Origin of the sequence: Escherichia sp. MOD1-EC5990 (assembly GCF_002965285.1) — a bacterium.
In the GTDB taxonomy this organism is placed as follows: domain Bacteria; phylum Pseudomonadota; class Gammaproteobacteria; order Enterobacterales; family Enterobacteriaceae; genus Escherichia; species Escherichia coli_F.
Window position 1 is genome coordinate 46,562 of the sequence record NZ_PTRV01000012.1, and the last position, 21,287, is coordinate 67,848.

Below are 21,287 nucleotides of genomic sequence, written 5' to 3' on the forward strand. Positions count from 1 at the left end.
AAGCAGAAAAAGGACTTTTTATAATATAAACGTTTAACATGATAATATTAAAAACAGACTTTATTGTCGTAATAAAAATCGCCCAAACATTCCTGTTCGGGCGATCAAATTAATTATTGTTTATCCTGCATATACGGCGTATATACCCCGTTCAGACTGTGCAGGAAAGCTACGATATCATCCACATCTTCCTGCGGCAGCTCTTTGCCTACCTGATAGCGCAGCATCAGTTTTACCGCCCCGTCCAGCGTCGGCACGTCACCGCGATGGAAGTACGGTGCCGTTAAAGCAACGTTACGTAAACCGGGTACTTTCTGACGCAATTTATCACGCTCTTCTTTAGTAACATTCATACGACCAATATCCGCCGCCGTAATTTCCCCAAAGTTAAAGTCTTTTTTCAGCCCCAACGGCTCGAAAGAACGTCCGCCGAGAATAATACCACCATGACAAGTTGCACATTTATTATCTTTAAATAATTGATAGCCTTTTTTCTGTTGCGCCGTCAGCGCATTCTCATCTCCACGCAACCATTTATCAAATGGGGAATCCGGCGTAATTAATGTTTTCTCAAATTCAGCAATAGCATCAGTAATATTTTCGCCACTGAAACCTTGCGGATAGACTTCGAGGAACTGCGCTTTAAGCTGCGGATCTTTTTCCAGCTTAGCAATAATTTCGTCCCAGGATTTCGACGCCATTTCAATCGGGTTCAACGGCGGTCCACCCGCCTGATCCTGCAATGTTGCCGCACGACCATCCCAGAACTGCTCAACGTTAAATACTGAGTTAAATACCGTCGGTGCGTTAATCGGTCCAACGGCACCACCAACACCAATCGACGTTTTTCTGCCATCAACGCCACCCGCATTTAACGCATGGCAATGTGCACATGAAATGGTGCTATCAGCCGATAAACGGGGATCATGATACAGCGTAAAACCCAACGCCACTTTTTGCGCATCGGTAGGCAGTTTTTGCGGAATAGGCTGCACCGGTTCATTGCGATGCTCCGGAGCAGTATCATTACTGGCGTAATATTCCGCGCGCTGTTTTGCAATCCAGGCAAGTATTTCCGCCCGCTCTTCATCACTCACCTTACCCGCCCAGTGTAGCGCGGTGTAACGCGTTGGCGGCATAGTTTCATACTGCATCACCCATTCAATCTTATTCAGATCGCTTTGCGAAACGGGTTTATCTGCCAACAGAGCCGCACGCACGGCCTCGAGGTTAAAAGATTTATATCCAAGCTTAATGTCGTAATCCATCAACTGTTTCGCGCCAGGAATATAATAATAGGCGGGTAATTCTGCCGAAGGCGTATGACAATAGTCGCATCCTTTTTCGCGAAGAAAACCTAAAACCTGATTATTTTCACTGACAGCAGATGCCTGAACATCGGCCTGTTTACTGCGTTTATTATCGTGGTACCACACATAACCAGATAACCCTAAATAGCAAATCGCGACGCCAGCCAGGCCGATCGCGGTAATACGTGAGACCATTTTCATTATTCTTCCCTCACGGTGGTGAGTTATTGTGACCCAGAAAATTTTCCAGAATGCTGCAAACGTCTCTGCGAGACAAAGCCATCATAAAAAACAGGGAAATACGCTTTTTGATAGGAATCAATCAATTACATGAATATAAACTATCAATAAGATAGCCTGTGCCTATTATAAAGAGCAGGAATGGCATATCATGATTGCGACGAGAGCAGGATTGAATGTTCTGAAAATGAAAAACAACACGGAATCCGTATTTTTATAAATTCTATTGATATTAGTGCGTTATATTTTTTGACAAGTTAATAAACGTGATCCACCGCACGCTTTGTCGCCCACCAGGCGGAGCGAATGACTACCCTTAAAGAAAAGCCCGATAATTAGCGACGAATTTCGGAGGTCGGATCCTTATGCTCAATCAGAAAATTCAAAACTCTAATCCAGACGAACTGATGATCGAGGTCGATCTCTGCTATGAACTGGACCCGTATGAATTAAAACTGGATGAGATGATCGAGGCAGAACCAGAACCCGAGATGATTGAAGGGCTGCCCGCCTCTGATGCGCTGACGCCTGCCGATCGCTATCTCGAACTGTTCGAGCATGTTCAGTCGGCGAAAATTTTCCCCGACAGTAAAACCTTTCCCGACTGCGCACCCAAAATGGACCCGCTGGATATTTTAATCCGCTATCGTAAAGTGCGCCGTCATCGTGATTTTGACTTGCGCAAGTTTGTTGAAAATCACTTCTGGCTGCCGGAGACCTACTCCAGCGAGTATGTATCGGACCCGCAAAATTCCCTGAAAGAACATATCGACCAGCTGTGGCCGGTGCTTACCCGCGAACCGCAAGATCACATTCCGTGGTCTTCCCTGCTGGCGCTGCCACAGTCTTACATTGTTCCAGGGGGCCGTTTTAGCGAAACCTACTACTGGGATTCCTATTTCACCATGCTGGGGCTGGCGGAAAGTGGTCGGGAAGATTTGCTGAAATGCATGGCCGATAACTTCGCCTGGATGATCGAAAACTATGGTCACATCCCCAACGGCAACCGCACCTATTATTTGAGCCGCTCGCAACCACCGGTTTTTGCGCTGATGGTGGAGTTGTTTGAAGAAGATGGTGTACGCGGCGCGCGCCGCTATCTCGACCATCTGAAAATGGAATATGCCTTCTGGATGGACGGCGCAGAATCGTTGATCCCTAATCAGGCCTATCGCCATGTTGTGCGGATGCCGGACGGATCGCTGCTCAACCGTTACTGGGACGATCGCGACACGCCGCGTGACGAATCCTGGCTTGAGGACGTTGAAACCGCGAAACATTCTGGTCGCCCGCCCAACGAGGTGTACCGCGATTTACGCGCGGGGGCGGCCTCCGGTTGGGATTACTCTTCCCGCTGGCTGCGTGATACTGGTCGTCTGGCGAGCATTCGTACCACCCAGTTCATCCCCATCGATCTGAATGCCTTCCTGTTTAAACTGGAGAGCGCCATCGCCAACATCTCGGCGCTGAAAGGCGAGAAAGAAACAGAAGCGCTGTTCCGCCAGAAAGCCAGTGCCCGTCGCGATGCGGTAAACCGTTACCTCTGGGATGATGAAAACGGTATCTACCGCGATTACGACTGGCGACGCGAACAACTGGCGCTCTTTTCCGCTGCCGCCATTGTGCCGCTCTATGTCGGTATGGCGAACCATGAACAGGCCGATCGCCTGGCAAACGCCGTGCGCAGTCGGTTACTTACGCCTGGCGGGATTCTGGCAAGCGAGTACGAAACCGGTGAACAGTGGGATAAACCTAACGGCTGGGCACCATTACAATGGATGGCGATTCAGGGGTTTAAAATGTACGGCGATGACCTTCTGGGTGATGAAATCGCGCGCAGCTGGCTGAAGACGGTGAATCAGTTCTATCTGGAACAGCACAAACTGATCGAGAAATACCATATTGCCGATGGTGTTCCCCGCGAAGGCGGCGGTGGCGAGTATCCGTTGCAGGATGGGTTTGGCTGGACTAATGGTGTGGTACGCCGTTTAATTGGTTTGTACGGCGAACCATAATATTTTTACAGCCAGCCGCTAACTTCCTGCTGGCTGTAAAATTATCCTCTTCAGGAGGAGATATTTAACATCATTGCCGCCTGGGTGCGATTTTTCACTTCCAGACGGCGATACAGTGATTCCAGATGCGCTTTTACCGTTCCGGTACTGATATTCAGCGCCCTGCCGATCTCTTTATTTGATTCGCCCGCCGCTAACATGGTTAAAATCTCCCGCTGGCGGGCGCTTAACGATTTGAGATCTTTAATGTCCTTTTCCGGCGTCGTTCGCCAGTCTCCCGGCAGAAACATCATCCCCATCGCCGCACTATTGACCGCCAACGCAAATGTCTCGACGGTTGAATCACGAGGCACAATGGCCAGCACATTAAAATGGATAACTTCCTGTAACCACCGTTTATTGCAATCCGTCGCCGTAATTAACACCTTAACCTCAGGAAATTGCACCACGGTTTTTTGCAGCAACCAGTAGCAAAACTCACCATCCTGATCGCCATCGAGCATCACTAAGGCTTCAGGGTAACTTTCCAGCTTTTGCCATAACTCGTCTGCCTGACTGGCCCCCTGAATACTCACTCCTGGAATACGTTGCTGTAAACTGATTTTCATTCCATGAATAAATATTGACTGCCTGTCAAACATGACTATTTGCATAACTGAATCTCCACCTGAATACGTTAAAAAGACTTAAGTAGTGGAAGGGTATTACCCGCGAGAAAAAATAAGAATTCGCCATTTGGCGGTGGCCATTCTACAGAGATGACGCGTAGAAAATAGTTACCGATATAAATAGTTACAGCTAAACGCCTGAAATTACATGTCGAGGGCACTATTTAAAACAATTTTGAGGATTTCCTTATATTGGTGGTTAGTACGCATGCAATTAAAAATGAAATTCCGCGACTACAAACAAAAATAACAAACGCCAATGAGACAAAAATAAGCACAAATAGCCAACACGGCCTCTGTTCACTTTAAAGGGAATCGCTGAAAAATACGCTCTGTTTAAGGGGATTCACCTTTCTCATAAAGCTATTCCGCCCTTTTCCTACTGAGAAATCGCCACATTCGTCATGACAACATTGTGAAACCCGGCATTAGATGTTAGAAAAACAATAAACAATGCGATATGCGCGTTACTGTTTCGCTGTGAACAACAATCGGCCAAAGAAATGGATAAAATTCACGCAATGCAGTTGTTCATCAAAGTCGCGGAGCTGGAAAGTTTTTCCCGCGCAGCGGATTTCTTTGCTTTGCCAAAGGGAAGTGTTTCGCGCCAGATACAGGCACTGGAACATCAACTTGGCACCCAGCTTCTCCAGCGCACCACGCGACGGGTCAAACTCACGCCAGAAGGCATGACCTATTATCAACGGGCAAAAGATGTGTTGAGTAATCTCAACGAACTGGACGGTCTGTTTCAACAGGATGCCACCAGTATCAGCGGTAAATTACGCATCGACATCCCACCAGGAATCGCGAAAAGCCTGTTACTGCCGCGCCTGTCGGAATTTCTCTATCAGCATCCGGGAATTGAGCTGGAACTGAGTAGCCATGACCGTCCGGTAGATATTCTTCATGATGGTTTTGATTGCGTGATACGCACTGGCGCGTTATCGGAAGATGGTGTTATCGCCTGTCCCCTCGGCAAACTGACCATGGTCAACTGTGCCAGTCCGCACTATCTGACGCGCTTTGGTTATCCGCAAAGCCCCAACGATCTGACTTCGCACGCAATAGTGCGTTACACACCGCACCTGGGTGTACATCCGTTAGGTTTTGAGGTTGCCAGCGTTAATGGTGTCCAGTGGTTTAAGTCTGGCGGCATGTTGACGGTAAACAGTAGCGAAAACTATCTCGCCGCCGGTCTTGCCGGTCTGGGGATTATTCAGATCCCGCGCATTGCCGTGCGCGAAGCCCTGCGTGCCGGGCGGCTTATTGAAGTATTACCTGGCTACCGTGCCGAGCCGCTCTCCCTTTCGCTGGTTTATCCGCAGCGTCGGGAGCTTTCCCGGCGTGTAAACCTGTTTATGCAGTGGCTGGCTGGCGTAATGAAAGAGTACCTGGACTGACCGACTATACTTTTTAAGAATGATCAAGACAGAAGGATAAAAGAGCGGATGACGCAGGAAAACGAGATTAAACGTCCCACCCAGGATCTGGAGCTCGAGCCGATTAAACCGCTGGATAATAGCGAGAAAGGCGGCAAAGTTAGCCAGGCGCTGGAAACCGTCACCACTACTGCCGAAAAAGTCCAACGCCAACCGATTATTGCGCACCTGATTCGCGCGACTGAACGCTTTAACGATCGGCTGGGGAATCAGTTTGGTGCGGCTATCACCTATTTCTCATTTTTGTCGATGATTCCGATTTTGATGGTGTCGTTTGCCGCCGCTGGTTTCGTTCTGGCCTCCCATCCGATGCTGCTGCAGGATATCTTCGACAAAATTCTGCAAAATATTAGCGATCCGACGCTGGCAGCTACATTGAAAAACACCATCAATACCGCCGTTCAACAGCGTACGACGGTAGGGCTTGTCGGCCTGGCGGTGGCGCTTTATTCCGGCATCAACTGGATGGGTAACCTGCGTGAAGCGATTCGCGCTCAATCGCGCGATGTCTGGGAACGTTCGCCACAGGATCAGGAAAAATTTTGGGTTAAATATCTGCGTGATTTTATTTCGCTGATTGGTTTGTTGATTGCGCTCATTGTGACGCTTTCGATCACCTCGGTTGCCGGTTCGGCGCAGCAAATGATTATTAGCGCCCTGCACCTGAACAGCATTGAGTGGCTGAAACCAACGTGGCGGTTGATTGGCCTTGCGATTTCCATCTTCGCCAACTATCTGCTTTTCTTCTGGATCTTTTGGCGATTGCCGCGCCACCGTCCGCGCAAAAAAGCGCTAATTCGCGGAACATTTCTTGCAGCTATAGGTTTTGAAGTAATTAAAATCGTGATGACCTACACACTGCCATCGCTGATGAAATCTCCGTCTGGCGCAGCATTTGGCTCCGTGCTGGGACTGATGGCGTTTTTCTACTTCTTCGCTCGTCTGACGCTGTTTTGCGCGGCGTGGATTGCCACCGCCGAATACAAAGACGACCCGAGAATGCCGGGGAAAACGCAGTCTTAAAATATGCCGGATGCAGCGTAACGCCTTATCCGGCATACGAATTTATTCGGCCTGGCTCCCCGTAGGCCGGATAAAATGCGCCAGCATCGCATCCGGCTATCATGCGCACATAACCACTTAAACTCTTCCCCAGAGCCTTTTCTGTCATCTCTTAGGAGCAAACAATTTCATTCCAACTCATTACTCCAGCATATAAATCCAGTTGGTAACTTTTATTTAACCTAAAACCAGTTTTATCCACCATTTATGAAATTATGTGAAGCATTTCATAGAAGAAAAATCACTGGCCTAAACATTATCCCCTCTTTGCCTGGTTTTTGACCATTTCCGCGATTTGTTACACATTGAAATATCACTTTTGCTGTGCGTAATATGGCTATTCGTTAGCCAAAAAATAAGAAAAGATTATGCAAGCAACAGCCACAACACTCGAAAATAACCAGGAATTTACGCCGGTAAACTCACGTAATAAAGTTCTGGTTGCCTCACTCATCGGTACAGCCATTGAGTTCTTCGACTTCTATATTTACGCAACGGCAGCCGTTATTGTGTTCCCGCATATCTTCTTCCCACAGGGCGATCCTACGGCAGCAACGCTACAGTCGCTTGCCACCTTCGCCATCGCCTTCGTCGCGCGCCCTATCGGTTCTGCCGTATTTGGTCATTTCGGCGATCGCGTTGGGCGTAAAGCGACGCTGGTCGCCTCGTTGCTAACGATGGGGATTTCGACCGTGGTGATTGGTCTGCTGCCGGGTTACGCCACGATTGGTATTTTCGCCCCGCTGTTGCTGGCGCTGGCTCGATTTGGTCAGGGTCTGGGATTAGGCGGCGAATGGGGCGGAGCGGCGCTGCTGGCAACCGAGAACGCACCACCGCGCAAACGTGCATTGTACGGCTCCTTCCCGCAGCTGGGCGCACCGATTGGCTTCTTCTTTGCCAACGGCACTTTCTTACTGCTTTCCTGGCTACTGACCGACGAGCAGTTTATGAGCTGGGGTTGGCGCGTGCCGTTTATCTTCTCGGCGGTGCTGGTCATTATCGGCCTGTATGTTCGCGTGTCGCTGCATGAGTCGCCGGTGTTTGAGAAAGTCGCTAAAGCGAAAAAACAGGTGAAGATCCCGCTGGGTACGCTGCTGACCAAACATGTTCGCGTAACCGTACTGGGTACGTTCATTATGCTGGCAACCTATACGCTGTTTTACATCATGACGGTCTACTCTATGACCTTTAGTACCGCCGCCGCGCCAGTTGGGCTTGGCCTGCCGCGTAACGAAGTATTGTGGATGCTGATGATGGCAGTGATTGGTTTTGGCGTGATGGTGCCAGTCGCCGGACTGCTGGCCGATGCCTTTGGTCGTCGTAAAAGCATGGTAATCATCACCACGCTGATCATCCTGTTCGCGCTGTTCGCCTTTAACCCGCTGCTCGGTTCTGGCAACCCGATTCTGGTTTTTGCCTTCCTCCTGCTGGGGTTAAGTCTGATGGGACTGACCTTCGGGCCGATGGGCGCGCTGTTACCAGAGCTGTTCCCGACAGAAGTGCGTTACACCGGAGCATCGTTCTCTTACAACGTAGCGTCGATTCTCGGGGCTTCCGTTGCACCATATATCGCAGCCTGGTTGCAGACTAACTACGGGTTAGGTGCGGTGGGGTTATATCTGGCGGCGATGGCTGGCTTGACCTTAATCGCCCTGCTGCTGACCCATGAGACGCGACATCAATCGTTGTAATAAGAGTGAAAAGCCTGATGCGCTACGCTTATCAGGCCTGAATTTCCATAAAATATATTGAATTCGCAAGGATTTGTAGGCCGGATAAGGCGTTCACGCCGCATCCGGCAGTTTCCATCACTTCTTCATCTGCGACAAAATCGTCCGACACTGATTAGCCTCCCCTTCGGAAGGAGAGATCAGCGCCAGTAACGCCGCCGCCGGTGTTACCAGCGTTGCCAGTGCCGCCGCGACGGCTCCGCGAGCAATCAACGGTCCGGCTTTCACCCCAGCCTGCGGATTTTTAAATGTCCCACGCACATACAGCGGCGAACGCAGTGTGATAATCCGAATCCCTTTACTTTCTGGATCGATAGTCAAATCCAGTTGCTCCGAAGCAAAACTTGCCGTGCCGGTAACATTGATCAACGCATTCTCAGTATCAAAAGCAAAAATCTGCGGACGCGCTACACCGTTGGCAATATCCAGATTCGCTGCCGCGCAGTTCACCCGCACCTCATCATCACCAAATATCGCACCGACAATGTAGTTGCCGACATTCAGGCCGACAATCTCCATCAGGTTGCGGCTCACCAGCCCGTCATTCATCAACAGTTTCAGGTTGCCGTTACTGTTGCCTAAAAGCGCCGCCACCGAGTTACCGCTACCGCGTAGTTCCGCGTCACCGTTCATTTCCCCCAGCGTCTTCTGCATCAGTTCTACATCGGGCATCAGTTCTTTGAGTTTCAGCCGACGCGCCTGAATATCAGCCCGCCCTTGCATCGGCTTTTTATCGCCTTCCAGATGAATATTCGCCGCAATGCTGCCGCCTGCCATGCCAAATTTCAGCGGTTGCAGGCGCAGGTCAGCATTTTTGAGAATGATATGGGTAGAGAGATCGCTAATCGGCAAGCTACTACCATGTTCAATGCGCCGACCTTTGAAGCGGACATCGGCATCCATGACGTCCCATTTATCGGTTTCGAAGCGGTCATAAGGCAGCACTTTGCCCGCAGGCTGAACGCTTTTTTCGCCTTTCTTCTGCTCAGACCGTTTCGACTTTTCTGCACCTTTTCCAGAATCAACGCCAATCAATGGCCCTAAATCTGCCAGCCGCAATTGCCGCGATTCGACATCACCTTCCAGTTTTGGTCGTGGCTTGCCGGTGGTGTAGACCAGAGAACCGTGGATATCGCTATCGCCAATGCGCCCATTAAAACCGCGATAATCAAAGACCGACGATTTTTCAGTGTCGATTTTCGCTACCAGCCGACCATCCGTTTCAAACGGCGGGGTATCGGGCAGCAGAACGCCCGTCAGTTCATAGAGATCACCCAGCGAATCGCCAGAAAATTTAAGCCGTAAATCGACACCGCCCATCTTCATTGGGTCATTCACGACGCCATCAAAAGCGACGCGAGTATTCCCGGAGCGGAAATCAGCCTGTACCGGAAACGGTGTACCTTCGCCGCGTAGTGCCAGCATACCGCCGATTTTACCTTTGCCCGTGAGCGGTTCACCGTTATAACGTCCCTGCGCCTTCAGACCAAAAACGTAATCGCCCACCTTTTCTTTGTCCGCTTTACCTTTCGATCCGGTAACTTCACTGAACGGCAGCGGCTTGCCTAACGGATCGACAAAAATTTCCAGATCCGCTTTGCTTACTTTGTCATCAATAGCGATCCGCCCTTGATCGAACAGAATATTATCCAGTCGAAACGACCACGCAGACGGCTTTGCATTCATGTCTTTGTTGTCATCATTGGCGAGATTAAAGGTCCAGTTATTGTTCTTTTCAGAGAGACGAATCAGACGCGCGTCGGGCTTCTCCAGTTTTATCCACGGCAGCCAGACCGTTTTGGTCAGCAACGCCAGCGGGGCCAGCGTCGCTTCTACCCGCGGCAAATGCACCATTGTTACTTCGGGAATATCCGGCGGATTGCCAAGAATGATGTCTTCTGCATGCACATGAGGCCACGGCACCCAGCTGCGCCAGCCGGTTTCTTGTTTTTGCCGCTCCCACACCACGCCCAGATCGCCACGGATAGCGAATGGACGATTCAACTCCGCAGAGACTTTCTGGTTGATGGTCGGTTTGAGTCGATTCCAGTCAAATGTTGCAATCAAAATGATCGCCACGACAATCAACAACAAGAAAGTCCCTGAAATCGCAGCGGTTATTTTGCCTGCCTTGCTCATCATTCGCTTCCTCATATTTCTTCCTGTGCCAGTCCTAAAGATAGTCCAGCCAGGCAGAAAATGAGGCAGCTTATAGCGCCAGAACTGCCGAATTCAGCGTTTCTATCGGTGCCGGGCGTGAAAGAAACCAGCCTTGTGCGGCAAATGCAGGCGAATTTTGTACATCGCGCCACTCTTCCTGCGTTTCCACACCTTCGACAATCACCCCGCGACAATAGCGATTCATTAGATGTAAAAGCTGAGAAAAGAGCGTGCGTCCTTCCGGCGACTGACGCAGCATCACAAACAGCTCACGGGCGATTTTGATGTAGTCGTAACGTACTTCACTTAGCGCAGAGAAATTTGCCATCCCAGTGCCGAAATCATCCAGCCACAGCGGACCAAATTCACACATCGAGGCAAAGGTTGAGTCTTTTGGCAGGCGGATGTGTTCTACCAGTTCGAAACGCAGCCAGGGAAGATGCTCAATCTGGCGCAGGATTTTTGGTTGCTGACGCAGGGCGATGAGCGTAGGACCATCAATATTGACCGATGCCAGCAGGCCGTGCTCGACAAAGAAGTCGGCATTTTGCGCCAGCAAATCAATCTGCTCTTTCACAACCTCCATCCGATGGCTGACGGTGATTTCAGTAAAATAGCGATCCGGCGGCAGACGTTGTAAAGGGTTCGAGGGATGCGTGACCACCGTTAATAGCTCCACGGCCATTAACCGTCCGCAGGTTTGATAGATCGGCTGCCAGGTGTAAGCACGCTCACACTGCAACCAAAAACGCCGTTCCTGCAAGCTCTCGATGCTTGCTTCAGGGTTGCTTATTCGCTGGATAACCTGCCTTATCATCAAAGATGTCCTGTGTTTAAAAGTGATGCTGCCCGGACTCGACAAAGATTATCGGCGCGCAAGAGCAGAACTTTACCGCCTGACCGGGTTAAATTTCCCCACTCCACTACGGAATCTTTCAGGAATACGTTCTGGCTCAAAAAAATAATGGAACACTGTTTTAATATGGTTGACCAGCAAACCACCACAGCGCAAACTAACGCTAATTTTTACAGATCAGGTTCACGACTATGTCCAAAAAGATTGCCGTGATTGGCGAATGCATGATTGAGCTTTCCGAGAAAGGCGCGGACGTTAAGCGCGGTTTCGGCGGCGATACCCTGAACACTTCCGTCTATATCGCCCGTCAGGTCGATCCTGCGGCATTAACCGTTCATTACGTGACGGCGCTGGGAACGGACAGTTTTAGTCAGCAGATGCTGGACGCCTGGCACGGCGAGAACGTTGATACTTCCCTGACCCAGCGGATGGAAAACCGTCTGCCGGGTCTTTACTACATTGAAACCGACAGCACTGGCGAACGTACGTTCTACTACTGGCGTAACGAAGCCGCCGCCAAATTTTGGCTGGAGAGTGAGCAATCCGCAGCGATTTGTGCAGAGCTGGCGAATTTTGATTATCTCTACCTGAGCGGGATTAGCCTGGCAATCTTAAGCCCGACCAGCCGCGAAAAGCTGCTTTCCCTGCTGCGCGAATGCCGCACTAACGGTGGAAAAGTGATTTTCGACAATAACTACCGTCCGCGCTTGTGGGCCAGCAAAGAAGAGACACAGCAGATGTACCAGCAAATGCTGGAATGCACGGATATCGCCTTCCTGACGCTGGACGACGAAGACGCGCTGTGGGGTCAACAACCGGTGGAAGACGTCATTGCGCGCACCCATAACGCGGGCGTGAAAGAAGTGGTGGTGAAACGCGGGGCGGATTCTTGCCTGGTGTCCATTGCTGGCGAGGGGTTAGTGGATGTTCCGGCGGTGAAACTGCCAAAAGAAAAAGTGATCGATACCACTGCAGCTGGCGACTCTTTCAGTGCCGGTTATCTGGCGGTACGTTTGACGGGCGCCAGTGCGGAAAATGCGGCGAAACGCGGGCACCTGACCGCAAGTACCGTTATTCAGTATCGCGGCGCGATTATTCCTCGCGAAGCCATGCCTCAGTAAATAACACATCAATCATAGCGGAGAAATTAATGGAATAATTTCTCCGCTAAATAGTTCCGCAGTATACTTTCTGTTATTGACCACATGGATTCCGGGTTCAAATGCCCTCTCGCAAATGGATTTTTGCCATTTCACTCATCGTTTTTATCGGCTCTGGATATGGGCTGCTGACCCGGCTTATGCCGCAAAAAACACGCCCCCTCGATCAACAAGTCTATATCTGGCAGCGTTTGTGGACCGCGCAACATGAGCACGCACTAAAACAGAGCCGTAATCTGTTCTCAACGCTACGCATTCTGGGGCTACAAGTTCATCCTCAGGAAGGTATACGCTACACCGCCGTTAATAAAACATTTATAAAACAAGATGATCGCCCCGTCTGGCTGGTTGCGCGACTGGACGGTAAGCTCTCTCATATTAATCAACAAAATGTTGTGCAGAACATTGTACGAACAATGAATGAGTGGAAAGAGGCGGGTATTAAGCTGGCTGGCATTGAAATTGATTTCGATGCGCCAACGGCAAAACTGGTGGAATACCAACAGTTGCTAAGGACATTGCGCCAGAATCTTCCTGCAGAATTAAAACTCAGTATTACTGCATTACCTGACTGGCTGAATTCACCACATCTGCCTGCGCTGCTGGCTGACGCCGATATTTCTGTTTTGCAGGTGCATACGGTGTTATCGCCGCAACAGGGATTATTCGACAGTAAACTGGCTAAGCGCTGGAGCACGCAATATGCACGTATTTCTCCCCATCCTTTTTACATCGCTCTGCCGGCTTACGGTTCTGCGCTGACGCGCGATAACCGTATTGAAAGCGAAGCCCCACTGTATATTGCACAAGAGTTGCGGGAGCTGAGTGTGGCGCCACAAACGTTGGCTGATTTTACCCAACAGCTGGAACAAAAACCGCCCTCAGGGTTACAGGGATTTATCTGGTTCCGACTCCCGCTGGCAAATGATCGCCGCGCCTGGTCCCTGTCTACTTTAGATGCCGTTATTCACCATAAACCTTTGACGCCGCGCTGGTCTTTGATAATTTCGCCACAGGCTGACAAGCAACTTATTGATTTGGCCATTAAAAACAATGGTGATATTGACGCGCCATTGCCACAACAGATCGAGCTGCCTGCTGCTCAATGCACATATGCTGATGGCGCAGGCCATTATCAGGCACAAACCAACGCATCCTCGTTACGTTTTATTCGCATCAGTACCAGGCAGTTGCGTGCTGGTGAAAGCAGTGCGCTGGGATGGGCGCGATGCACCCCAAATTTACAAGGAGAGTTCAATGTTATCCCCTAAAATATCGCGGCTTTCCGTTGTTGTATTTCTCTCGCTAATTAGCGCCAACGTTAATGCCTGTGGACCATTTATTCCCAATCATCTGTTAACTGACCGCAATAGCGCACTGCTGGAAATGCCAAATGGCAGTTTTGTCTTTGAAGTACAACAGTTGGTTAAACGCGATCCTGGTTTACCAGTATGGCAAGAAAATACGCCTGAAGAGGCAACGCAGACAGATACAGATGCTGAACCTCCTGTGCAAAATCGGGCACTGGAACTTTATTATTCAGGAGCTAAGGATTTCCATCAGGGAAAATACGATAGCCCATACTTTCAGCAATTATTAGCCTTGCCGAAAACAGAGCAAGGAGAATGGCGGCTGGCTGCGCTATATAGTCTGGCAAGGGGGGGATTTGATGCCTCTGACGACGATCTCGATCTTATAATCAATAAAGGTGGCTTTAATCAGGAACTTGCTGAGCAGGCCATACAGCGTTATCAGCAAATCATTGAAGAAGTGCGTAATGGCGCAGCCGATCCTGAATTGCTCTCTCTCGCCAGTCTCGGTCAGATTGGGCATTATTATCTGAAAAAAGGTGATGTCGCTGCGGCAGTAAAAATGTATGCCCGGCAAGCGGCCCAGGGTTCGCCCTCCGGGAAAGCGTCGCTACGGATGATTTCGCTGTATATAACCAGGGAGAAAAATTTACCACTGCTGGAGTCGGTTATTAATGATTCTCTGGTTCAGCAACTGGTAATCGCAGAGCTCTTTATTCGTCATGACTGGGGGTATGTTAGCGAAGCCTGTACTAAGGACCTTGTAGATTATACCTGTCCAACGCATCGCGACCGTTTAATTAAGTTGCTAAGTCAACACAGAGTTAAAGGATTTAGTTATAGCGATCGCCTGGCAGCACTGGCGTATCGGGCAGGAAATTATTCGTTAGCACAAACGCTGTTGCAGGATGCGCCAGAAAGTGGATTAAGCGAATGGTTAAAAGCAAAAATGGCATTACGAGCCGGAGATATTCCACTGGCAACGCGTCACTATGCTCGCGCAGCCCCGATGTTCCCGACCGATGAAGTGTGGGGAAGTATGGACCCGGAAAGTCCTTATTATCATGGAGATAAAGTTATTATCCCATCTTGCCGTATTGCCAGTGAGCAGGCGATTTTGGCATTAAAACGCGATGATTATCTTCAGGCCACCGCATTGTTTTACCAGGCCAAAGATCTCTATTGGGCCGATTTAGCCTGGGTTGCAGAAAACGTTTTGACCTTACCGGAGTTACAGGCGTTTGTTGAAAAAAACGTACCGGTACCTCAGCACCCTTTAAAACCTGTAGATTTAAATAATAACAATGACGGTTATTATCTTTCGCCAGATATCATTCCAACGGATGTTAAATTACGGGCGTTATTGGGTAGACGATTAATTCGTCATGGCCAGTACCAGCAGGCCATCAATTGGTTTGATATTCCCAATTATCGCCAGGCCGCACAAAAACTGGCTGATTTAATGGCGATAGCAAAAAATAAAAACATCCCTGATAAGCAACGCGCCCAGGCGCAATACGAAGCTGCGCGGCTTTTGCGTTTCAGTGGTATCGAATTGGCGGCTTATGAAATGTATCCCGATTATGCCATTACCAGCGGGCAGTATTCAGAACCCTTTGAATACAGCAATAACGATCAGTGGATAAGTCGTAAAGAAAAACAACGTTTCCGCCACGCAATCCCCACTGTTGATGAGCATTTTTTGCATTACCGCTGGCAGGCTGCGGAATGGGCCGGACAATCAGCCGATTTACTTCACCCTAAAACCCAGGCTTGGGCTGCCGTGTTATGCCATGCTGCAAGTTGGATCAGATATCTTGATCCAGAAACCGGTGCATTAATTTATCAACGCTACGTGAAAAACGGTAAATCTTTTGACTGGGCGGCGCATTTTGGTCGTGATTGTCCAGAACCAGTGTTTAAGAAGGATCTGAAGAAATAACCTTGCAGGAGTGAGAAGGGCTACCCTTACGGAATGGTGAAAACTGCTGACGCATATCATTAAAACTACGCGTAAATTTAAGCGGGTTCTCACCTTTAATTTCGACCGTGACGAAGACATTCCCATCCTTGTTAAAGAAGTCAAAATAATAGTCATGTTGATGACGACGATTTGTTTTAAATTGACGAAATGATAAATAGCAGCGGTTATCGTAGGTAATTAAAAAATCATTTTCTCCGTATTCGCTTATCATCTTATTTTTCAGGCTACCATCGAAGAGCACTGCATACTTATCTCTGTCAGCAAATAATTCGGCATCCGTTTCTCGGTTGATCGTGTTGACGCTGATACCGAATTCTATTTTTACCTTGTCTTTATCGATATTATTTCTTGTGCTGACATACATATTATTGGCATCCCAGAGTAAGAGAAAATTTTTGTTGCAGGAATAAAGACCTGTTAAGCAAAAAATGACTGTTAGCAAGAATAGTATGCGTTTTTTGTTACGCATTTATACTCCTGAAAATGCGTTGAGGTCGCAAATATAATTAAATAGCCTGACATAAATAAAATTAATTCCCTATCAATAATACATCTGCGACTTTTCTTGGTCCTTCGTAGATCTCAAATGCCTCGTACTTAGTCATCCATTGTTCAGGGGCGGTATCGAAAAGGAACTGAACGCACCCCATTGAAACGATACGTCCATCGGTTACATTAGGTTTTTCCAATTCAAAAACAACACTCCATGCATTATTTTGCCAGTCAGTTTTCTCCTCTGGAAACCTGGAGACGGGATAATATCTACCGATAGGAGGTGCGCTCCTTCTGCCACCTTCATTTTCTGTAAGCCAAACAACCTTTACACGATACATATGTTTCCATTCATTAATTAATTAAATTAAGTGTGAATTATATAATATTGCCACCCCATGCGGTCTTTCCCATTTTAGTCCATCAACTAATAATGATAGAAAAGAATACTGGAAGCTTATATTTTTAATCACTTCTATTTTTTCATCATCTAATGACAAGATTACCCACCCCCCGTAATTTTTGCTAACCAGGTTGTTAATAAATTTAATTATAGGATTGGTTGAAATATCCTTTCCTTTATTCACAGCCATTTCCAGGTCATCGACTAAAGAACCATTGAAGTTGTAAACATGATATTCATTAAAGTCTATGTGCTCATCTAAAGGTGGGCCATAAGTAATCGGTAGATTGCATCTCTGCAAAAGATGATGATTACACCAGGCGTATACCGGAGGGTCGCGATGAAAGGTTTCCCCACCCCAGTGAATCATAACCTCTTGTAGATCTAGTTCCTCTGGAGCGAATTGTGTAGGGAGCAAAATATCCAAGTGAAAATCCATAGCCTATCCTAAATTTGGCACCCATAACATAAACTGTGTAAGAATCAACGACTGCCCCCAAAAAAATGGGAAAATTCACTTATTCTGCAAAGTTACTTATTAAGAAGCCCATTCCTCATTTTTTGGCAAATAGCCCTTTCGCCAACAGGTCAGAATCTTAAAACTCGCTCGCAAATAAAATTTATTAGCTGAATCGTTTTTAACCATTCTGACTAATGTCATCTCACCCGTTCTTTTATCTATCACGAATTCGCCGTAATCAGATCTACAATAGTCAGAAGATGTAGGTCCAAATTCATATTTTACTACTTTATCAGTTTCTTCAATTTTCAATATTTCTATATGATAGGCCATTATTTAACACCATCTATTGCCTGGCATCGTATACAGCTAAAACCAGTAGCTAAAATCTCAACATAACTATCATAACCTGCTATAATATAATGTTTTAACTTCAACCGTTTTTTAGGATCATATAATTTCTCTTTTTCTTCAAGCGGTACAGAATTCATTACTTGATATATACCGGAGTCCAGATTTTCACCATCAACCTTCTTAATAACAATATTGTTATAGTTGGCTTCATAAAAATTGACGGTAGCACACTTAACTTCAGCAACAGTAGTGAAGACCAGTTCAATTTGAACATAATCTCTCTCTGTTGATATTAACTCCAGAGCATCTACTTTAATCTTGACGCCATCAGACTCTGTATATGTTAAAGATAAATAAGCTGTGGAAATCCTGAATCCAATCGATTGTGATTTTAACACAAGCATAAACTCACTCCTTCCAGGAGGCACCGGTATAATTTATTCAGCTAATAAATAATTAAACCCACTCTACGGTAAGTTTATTTTAATAATGAATGGTTATCTGCGCGCTACCGCCGTGCCAGGAAAAATATCTGCGGTTATATCACGGTAACTAATTTATTACCGTTAATCCCGGCAGCGCAGAAGAAACGCTGCCGGGTGATTTATTACTGTGCGGGTGGAATATCCGTCACTTCAGGATGTACGTCATCCGTGGCAACTGAGGTTGTGGCAGCAGTAGTAGATGGGGCCATGATTTGATCCCAGGCCGCCTGCAACGCTTTCATGTTAAATTCTGGCTCGCCTTTCGGCTGCAGAAGAATTAACGCCATATCGTTCGACAACTGCTGACGCAGATCCTGATTTAACATCTCCACCGTCAGGCTGTTAAGGAAGTCCTGGCGCAGTTTCTGATATTGCTCCGGCGCGATATCAACGACCTGATTTTGCAACGAACGCATCCGCTGACCCATCAAAATATCGGTATCAGCTCGCGCATAGGCGGCAAACAGTTTCTGCAGCTCCAGTTTCTTTTGCGCCACTAACGCATTGAACTCTTCTTCCGGCAGACCTTTATCGCGAACCTTTGCCAGCTCACGCGCTACCAAATTAAGGTTGCTGTTCAGCTTGTCGTTTGGTGATTCGATGTTGATGGCACACTGCGCACGCAGATACAGCACACGGCAGTCAAATCCAAGACCGATGTCTTTGCTGTTACTGGTGCTTAACGCTTGCTGAACGTGCCAGAACAGCGCCTCACGGGCCAGGTCCGCACGCCAGTAGCGCAGCAGTGCGGCTGATTCACGAATAGGCTGCCACGGCGTATCCCACATGATAGATAACCGGTCCTGACGTACCGCATCGGTCATAATACTCACCGCTTCAGGACGCAGCGGAGAAAGCGTCGGCACCGGAGCCGGTGTTTCACGTTTGCCTTTCAGTTCGCCAAACGTTTTGTTGATTTGGTCGACAACCGAGCGCGCATCCACGTTTCCCACCACCAGCAGCGTCATTGCATCCGGGGTGTACCATTTCTGATAGAAATCTTTAATCTTTTCCGCTTCAACGGGTTGTTTCAGCGGATCGGCAGGATCGTGACCTAACAAGGTTGATCCTTTCAGACGATAGCGCCACCAGCCCTCTTTAGTATCGGCAGGCCAGGTTGCCACCATGTCCTGACTTTGCAGCGCGTGGTTGATGGTTTCTGGCGTGATAGTCAGTTTGCCAGTGGCATTTGCCAGATAAGAGAGCGCTTCTTTCAGCAAGTCGTTACGGTTATTGGGCAAACTCAGATTAAACAGCGTGGTGTCATAAGAGACAATTACCGGCGGCATCGGGCGTTTAGGGTCGATCCCCTGCTGCCACAATGAACGCGCCTGTGCTGCTTCAAGGCCACCGCTTTGCGTTAACGCAATACGAGGGATGGCGTGACTGTAACCGCTCTGTTGTGTACTTTCGGCGAGCGAACCGGTATTAACCAGCAGGCGAATTTCAACGCGATCGCTGGGACGCTGGGGCGTGGTCAGCACTTGCCACTGTAAACCGTTGGAAAGCGTCCCCTGTTGCCATGCTGGATCAGGCTGGAGCGCATCTGCCTGCACATAGCCAGCAGTGGCCATCATCAGCAAACCGCCCGCTAAAAGTCGAATTTTTGTGCCCTGCATGTGAACCCCTGATCAACTATCCTGGTAATAAAAAACTGCCCGTTGTCGGTCAGTCTAAATGACATTAAAAACACTTCGTGTTAGACCGCAAGAACATGAAAATGTCACGGAAGAAGTGAAATAAACCTGAACTCACCCAGGTGGTAAGTTCAGGCACAGGGGTCAATTATGCGCAAACACCCGCACTCGGGGAAGGGAGTGCGGGCATAAGTGGTGAGATTAAGAGGATAATTCGTGCGTTTTGCCATCCGGCGCACGATTATTCAGCACATCGTCCAGTTTTTTGTGGTCCAGTTCTTTCACCCACTTAGCAACAACAATGGTCGCTACGCCGTTACCGACCAGGTTAGTCAGCGCACGGGCTTCTGACATGAAACGGTCGATACCGAGGATTAGCGCCAGACCCGCTACCGGCAAATGGCCCACCGCAGAGAGCGTCGCCGCCAGCACGATAAAGCCACTACCCGTTACCCCTGCCGCCCCTTTAGAAGAAAGCAGCAACACGATTAACAGCGTGATTTGGTGGACGATATCCATTTGACTGTTAGTGGCCTGGGCGATAAACACCGCCGCCATTGTCAGGTATATCGATGTGCCATCAAGGTTAAACGAGTAGCCTGTCGGGATGACCAGCCCCACCACCGATTTGCGGCAGCCGAGTTTCTCCATCTTGTCGAGCATACGCGGCAGCGCCGACTCGGAAGATGAAGTCCCCAGTACAATCAGCAGTTCTTCACGGATGTAGCGGATAAATTTGAAGATACTGAAACCAGTCGCTTTAGCGATTGAACCTAGTACCAGCACCACAAACAGGATACAGGTGATGTAGAAGCAGATAATCAGCTGCCCCAGTTGCACCAGTGTGCCGACGCCGTATTTACCGATGGTAAACGCCATTGCCCCGAACGCACCAATAGGTGCCAGACGCATGATCATATTGATGATGCCGAAGATGACCTGCGAGAAACTTTCGATCACGTTAAAAATCAGTTGGCCTTTGCTGCCCAGACGGTGGAGCGCAAAACCAAACAGTACGGCAAACAGCAGCACCTGCAGAATGTTACCGCTAGCAAAGGCGCCAATGACGCTCGCCGGGATGACATCCATAATAAAGGCGACAATGCCCTGGTCTTTCGCCTGATCGGCGTAAACCGCTACCGCTTTCGCATCAAGCGTTGCCGGATCGACGTTCATTCCGGCACCAGGCTGCACGACGTTAACGATGATAAGACCAATAATCAGCGCGATGGTACTGACAATTTCAAAGTAAAGCAGTGCGACTGCGCCGGTACGACCGACCGCCTTCATGCTTTCCATACCCGCAATGCCCGTTACGACGGTACAAAAGATGACAGGAGCGATGATCATCTTAATGAGCTTAACGAACCCGTCGCCAAGCGGTTTCATTTGCTCGCCTATTTCAGGGTAGAAATGGCCAAGGAGAATACCAATGGCTATCGCTGTCAGGACCTGAAAGTAAAGGCTTTTAAACAGAGAGGTTTTCATAGGGTGTCCTTTAGTAAAACCACAGGTCTTG

18 protein-coding genes are annotated in these 21,287 nt (G+C 48.6%); 7 read left to right on the plus strand and 11 right to left on the minus strand.

All coding sequences use genetic code 11. The features are described from left to right. Window positions 1-113: 113 nt before the first annotated feature. Window positions 114-1,511: a cytochrome c peroxidase gene (gene ccp, locus BEB42_RS15315; RefSeq protein WP_000784846.1), complete on the minus strand. Its 1,398-nt coding sequence runs from the start codon at window positions 1,509-1,511 to the stop codon at window positions 114-116. Between the two features lie 404 nt (window positions 1,512-1,915). Here ccp and BEB42_RS15320 point away from each other — a divergent pair, with 404 nt between their 5' ends. Further along, the gene (locus BEB42_RS15320; protein ID WP_000934242.1) at window positions 1,916-3,565 is read left to right on the plus strand and encodes an alpha,alpha-trehalase; all 1,650 of its coding nucleotides are present in this window, start codon (window positions 1,916-1,918) and stop codon (window positions 3,563-3,565) included. Window positions 3,566-3,615: 50 nt separating this feature from the next. Here the strand turns inward: BEB42_RS15320 and BEB42_RS15325 are convergent, their stop codons facing one another. Continuing rightward, window positions 3,616-4,218 (minus strand): helix-turn-helix transcriptional regulator, encoded by a 603-nt coding sequence (locus BEB42_RS15325; protein ID WP_001167676.1) that lies wholly within the window; start codon window positions 4,216-4,218, stop codon window positions 3,616-3,618. A 518-nt stretch (window positions 4,219-4,736) separates the two neighbouring features. Here BEB42_RS15325 and BEB42_RS15330 point away from each other — a divergent pair. The 3 genes from BEB42_RS15330 (at window position 4,737) to BEB42_RS15340 (ending at window position 8,428) form a co-directional block, all read left to right on the plus strand. Continuing rightward, window positions 4,737-5,636, plus strand: a complete 900-nt coding sequence (locus BEB42_RS15330; protein ID WP_000357789.1) for a LysR family transcriptional regulator — start codon at window positions 4,737-4,739, stop codon at window positions 5,634-5,636. Between the two features lie 48 nt (window positions 5,637-5,684). Next, the gene (gene yhjD, locus BEB42_RS15335; protein ID WP_000191271.1) at window positions 5,685-6,698 is read left to right on the plus strand and encodes an inner membrane protein YhjD; all 1,014 of its coding nucleotides are present in this window, start codon (window positions 5,685-5,687) and stop codon (window positions 6,696-6,698) included. Between the two features lie 407 nt (window positions 6,699-7,105). Further along, complete coding sequence (locus BEB42_RS15340) at window positions 7,106-8,428, plus strand: MFS transporter (RefSeq protein ID WP_001149025.1); 1,323 nt, start codon at window positions 7,106-7,108, stop codon at window positions 8,426-8,428. Between the two features lie 117 nt (window positions 8,429-8,545). Here BEB42_RS15340 and BEB42_RS15345 read toward each other — a convergent pair whose 3' ends face one another. Together BEB42_RS15345 and pdeH are read right to left on the minus strand one after the other, a co-directional pair. Further along, window positions 8,546-10,606: an AsmA family protein gene (locus tag BEB42_RS15345; RefSeq protein WP_010364513.1), complete on the minus strand. Its 2,061-nt coding sequence runs from the start codon at window positions 10,604-10,606 to the stop codon at window positions 8,546-8,548. A 70-nt stretch (window positions 10,607-10,676) separates the two neighbouring features. Then, on the minus strand, window positions 10,677-11,444 hold the full coding sequence (gene pdeH, locus BEB42_RS15350; RefSeq protein ID WP_001353592.1) for a cyclic-guanylate-specific phosphodiesterase: 768 nt from the start codon (window positions 11,442-11,444) through the stop codon (window positions 10,677-10,679). 230 nt (window positions 11,445-11,674) lie between these two features. On the opposite strand from pdeH, the gene kdgK reads away from it, so the two are divergent. From kdgK to BEB42_RS15370, 3 genes are all read left to right on the plus strand, one after another. After that, window positions 11,675-12,604, plus strand: a complete 930-nt coding sequence (gene kdgK, locus BEB42_RS15360) for a 2-dehydro-3-deoxygluconokinase (protein ID WP_000037561.1) — start codon at window positions 11,675-11,677, stop codon at window positions 12,602-12,604. Between the two features lie 101 nt (window positions 12,605-12,705). Further along, window positions 12,706-13,914 (plus strand): DUF3142 domain-containing protein, encoded by a 1,209-nt coding sequence (locus BEB42_RS15365; protein ID WP_001141112.1) that lies wholly within the window; start codon window positions 12,706-12,708, stop codon window positions 13,912-13,914. Next, the gene (locus BEB42_RS15370; protein ID WP_074500958.1) at window positions 13,901-15,895 is read left to right on the plus strand and encodes a hypothetical protein; all 1,995 of its coding nucleotides are present in this window, start codon (window positions 13,901-13,903) and stop codon (window positions 15,893-15,895) included. Before BEB42_RS15365 ends, BEB42_RS15370 begins: the two co-directional genes overlap by 14 nt. On the opposite strand, the gene BEB42_RS15375 is transcribed toward BEB42_RS15370, so the two are convergent. From BEB42_RS15375 to dctA, 7 genes are all read right to left on the minus strand, one after another. After that, the gene (locus tag BEB42_RS15375; RefSeq protein ID WP_001244697.1) at window positions 15,873-16,406 is read right to left on the minus strand and encodes a hypothetical protein; all 534 of its coding nucleotides are present in this window, start codon (window positions 16,404-16,406) and stop codon (window positions 15,873-15,875) included. The genes BEB42_RS15370 and BEB42_RS15375 overlap by 23 nt on opposite strands. 61 nt (window positions 16,407-16,467) lie before the next feature. Beyond that, the gene (locus BEB42_RS15380; RefSeq protein ID WP_000286426.1) at window positions 16,468-16,770 is read right to left on the minus strand and encodes a hypothetical protein; all 303 of its coding nucleotides are present in this window, start codon (window positions 16,768-16,770) and stop codon (window positions 16,468-16,470) included. A 21-nt stretch (window positions 16,771-16,791) separates the two neighbouring features. Beyond that, window positions 16,792-17,271, minus strand: a complete 480-nt coding sequence (locus BEB42_RS15385) for a hypothetical protein (RefSeq protein ID WP_000345504.1) — start codon at window positions 17,269-17,271, stop codon at window positions 16,792-16,794. Window positions 17,272-17,370: 99 nt separating this feature from the next. Next, the gene (locus BEB42_RS15390) at window positions 17,371-17,625 is read right to left on the minus strand and encodes a hypothetical protein (RefSeq protein ID WP_000323301.1); all 255 of its coding nucleotides are present in this window, start codon (window positions 17,623-17,625) and stop codon (window positions 17,371-17,373) included. Continuing rightward, the gene (locus BEB42_RS15395) at window positions 17,625-18,050 is read right to left on the minus strand and encodes a hypothetical protein (RefSeq protein WP_000960685.1); all 426 of its coding nucleotides are present in this window, start codon (window positions 18,048-18,050) and stop codon (window positions 17,625-17,627) included. The genes BEB42_RS15390 and BEB42_RS15395 overlap by 1 nt, the downstream gene beginning before the upstream one ends. A 203-nt stretch (window positions 18,051-18,253) precedes the next feature. Next, on the minus strand, window positions 18,254-19,750 hold the full coding sequence (locus tag BEB42_RS15400; RefSeq protein WP_001163161.1) for a M16 family metallopeptidase: 1,497 nt from the start codon (window positions 19,748-19,750) through the stop codon (window positions 18,254-18,256). Window positions 19,751-19,969: 219 nt separating this feature from the next. After that, window positions 19,970-21,256: a C4-dicarboxylate transporter DctC gene (gene dctA / locus BEB42_RS15410; RefSeq protein ID WP_000858214.1), complete on the minus strand. Its 1,287-nt coding sequence runs from the start codon at window positions 21,254-21,256 to the stop codon at window positions 19,970-19,972. Window positions 21,257-21,287 lie beyond the last annotated feature (31 nt).

Coding starts and splice junctions, on each gene's coding strand:
- ccp (WP_000784846.1), bottom strand. CDS start 1,511: ATGAAAATGGTCTCACGTATTACCGCGATCGGCCTGGCTGGCGTCGCG.
- BEB42_RS15320 (WP_000934242.1), top strand. CDS start 1,916: ATGCTCAATCAGAAAATTCAAAACTCTAATCCAGACGAACTGATGATC.
- BEB42_RS15325 (WP_001167676.1), bottom strand. CDS start 4,218: ATGCAAATAGTCATGTTTGACAGGCAGTCAATATTTATTCATGGAATG.
- BEB42_RS15330 (WP_000357789.1), top strand. CDS start 4,737: ATGGATAAAATTCACGCAATGCAGTTGTTCATCAAAGTCGCGGAGCTG.
- yhjD (WP_000191271.1), top strand. CDS start 5,685: ATGACGCAGGAAAACGAGATTAAACGTCCCACCCAGGATCTGGAGCTC.
- BEB42_RS15340 (WP_001149025.1), top strand. CDS start 7,106: ATGCAAGCAACAGCCACAACACTCGAAAATAACCAGGAATTTACGCCG.
- BEB42_RS15345 (WP_010364513.1), bottom strand. CDS start 10,606: ATGAGCAAGGCAGGCAAAATAACCGCTGCGATTTCAGGGACTTTCTTG.
- pdeH (WP_001353592.1), bottom strand. CDS start 11,444: ATGATAAGGCAGGTTATCCAGCGAATAAGCAACCCTGAAGCAAGCATC.
- kdgK (WP_000037561.1), top strand. CDS start 11,675: ATGTCCAAAAAGATTGCCGTGATTGGCGAATGCATGATTGAGCTTTCC.
- BEB42_RS15365 (WP_001141112.1), top strand. CDS start 12,706: ATGCCCTCTCGCAAATGGATTTTTGCCATTTCACTCATCGTTTTTATC.
- BEB42_RS15370 (WP_074500958.1), top strand. CDS start 13,901: ATGTTATCCCCTAAAATATCGCGGCTTTCCGTTGTTGTATTTCTCTCG.
- BEB42_RS15375 (WP_001244697.1), bottom strand. CDS start 16,406: ATGCGTAACAAAAAACGCATACTATTCTTGCTAACAGTCATTTTTTGC.
- BEB42_RS15380 (WP_000286426.1), bottom strand. CDS start 16,770: ATGTATCGTGTAAAGGTTGTTTGGCTTACAGAAAATGAAGGTGGCAGA.
- BEB42_RS15385 (WP_000345504.1), bottom strand. CDS start 17,271: ATGGATTTTCACTTGGATATTTTGCTCCCTACACAATTCGCTCCAGAG.
- BEB42_RS15390 (WP_000323301.1), bottom strand. CDS start 17,625: ATGGCCTATCATATAGAAATATTGAAAATTGAAGAAACTGATAAAGTA.
- BEB42_RS15395 (WP_000960685.1), bottom strand. CDS start 18,050: ATGCTTGTGTTAAAATCACAATCGATTGGATTCAGGATTTCCACAGCT.
- BEB42_RS15400 (WP_001163161.1), bottom strand. CDS start 19,750: ATGCAGGGCACAAAAATTCGACTTTTAGCGGGCGGTTTGCTGATGATG.
- dctA (WP_000858214.1), bottom strand. CDS start 21,256: ATGAAAACCTCTCTGTTTAAAAGCCTTTACTTTCAGGTCCTGACAGCG.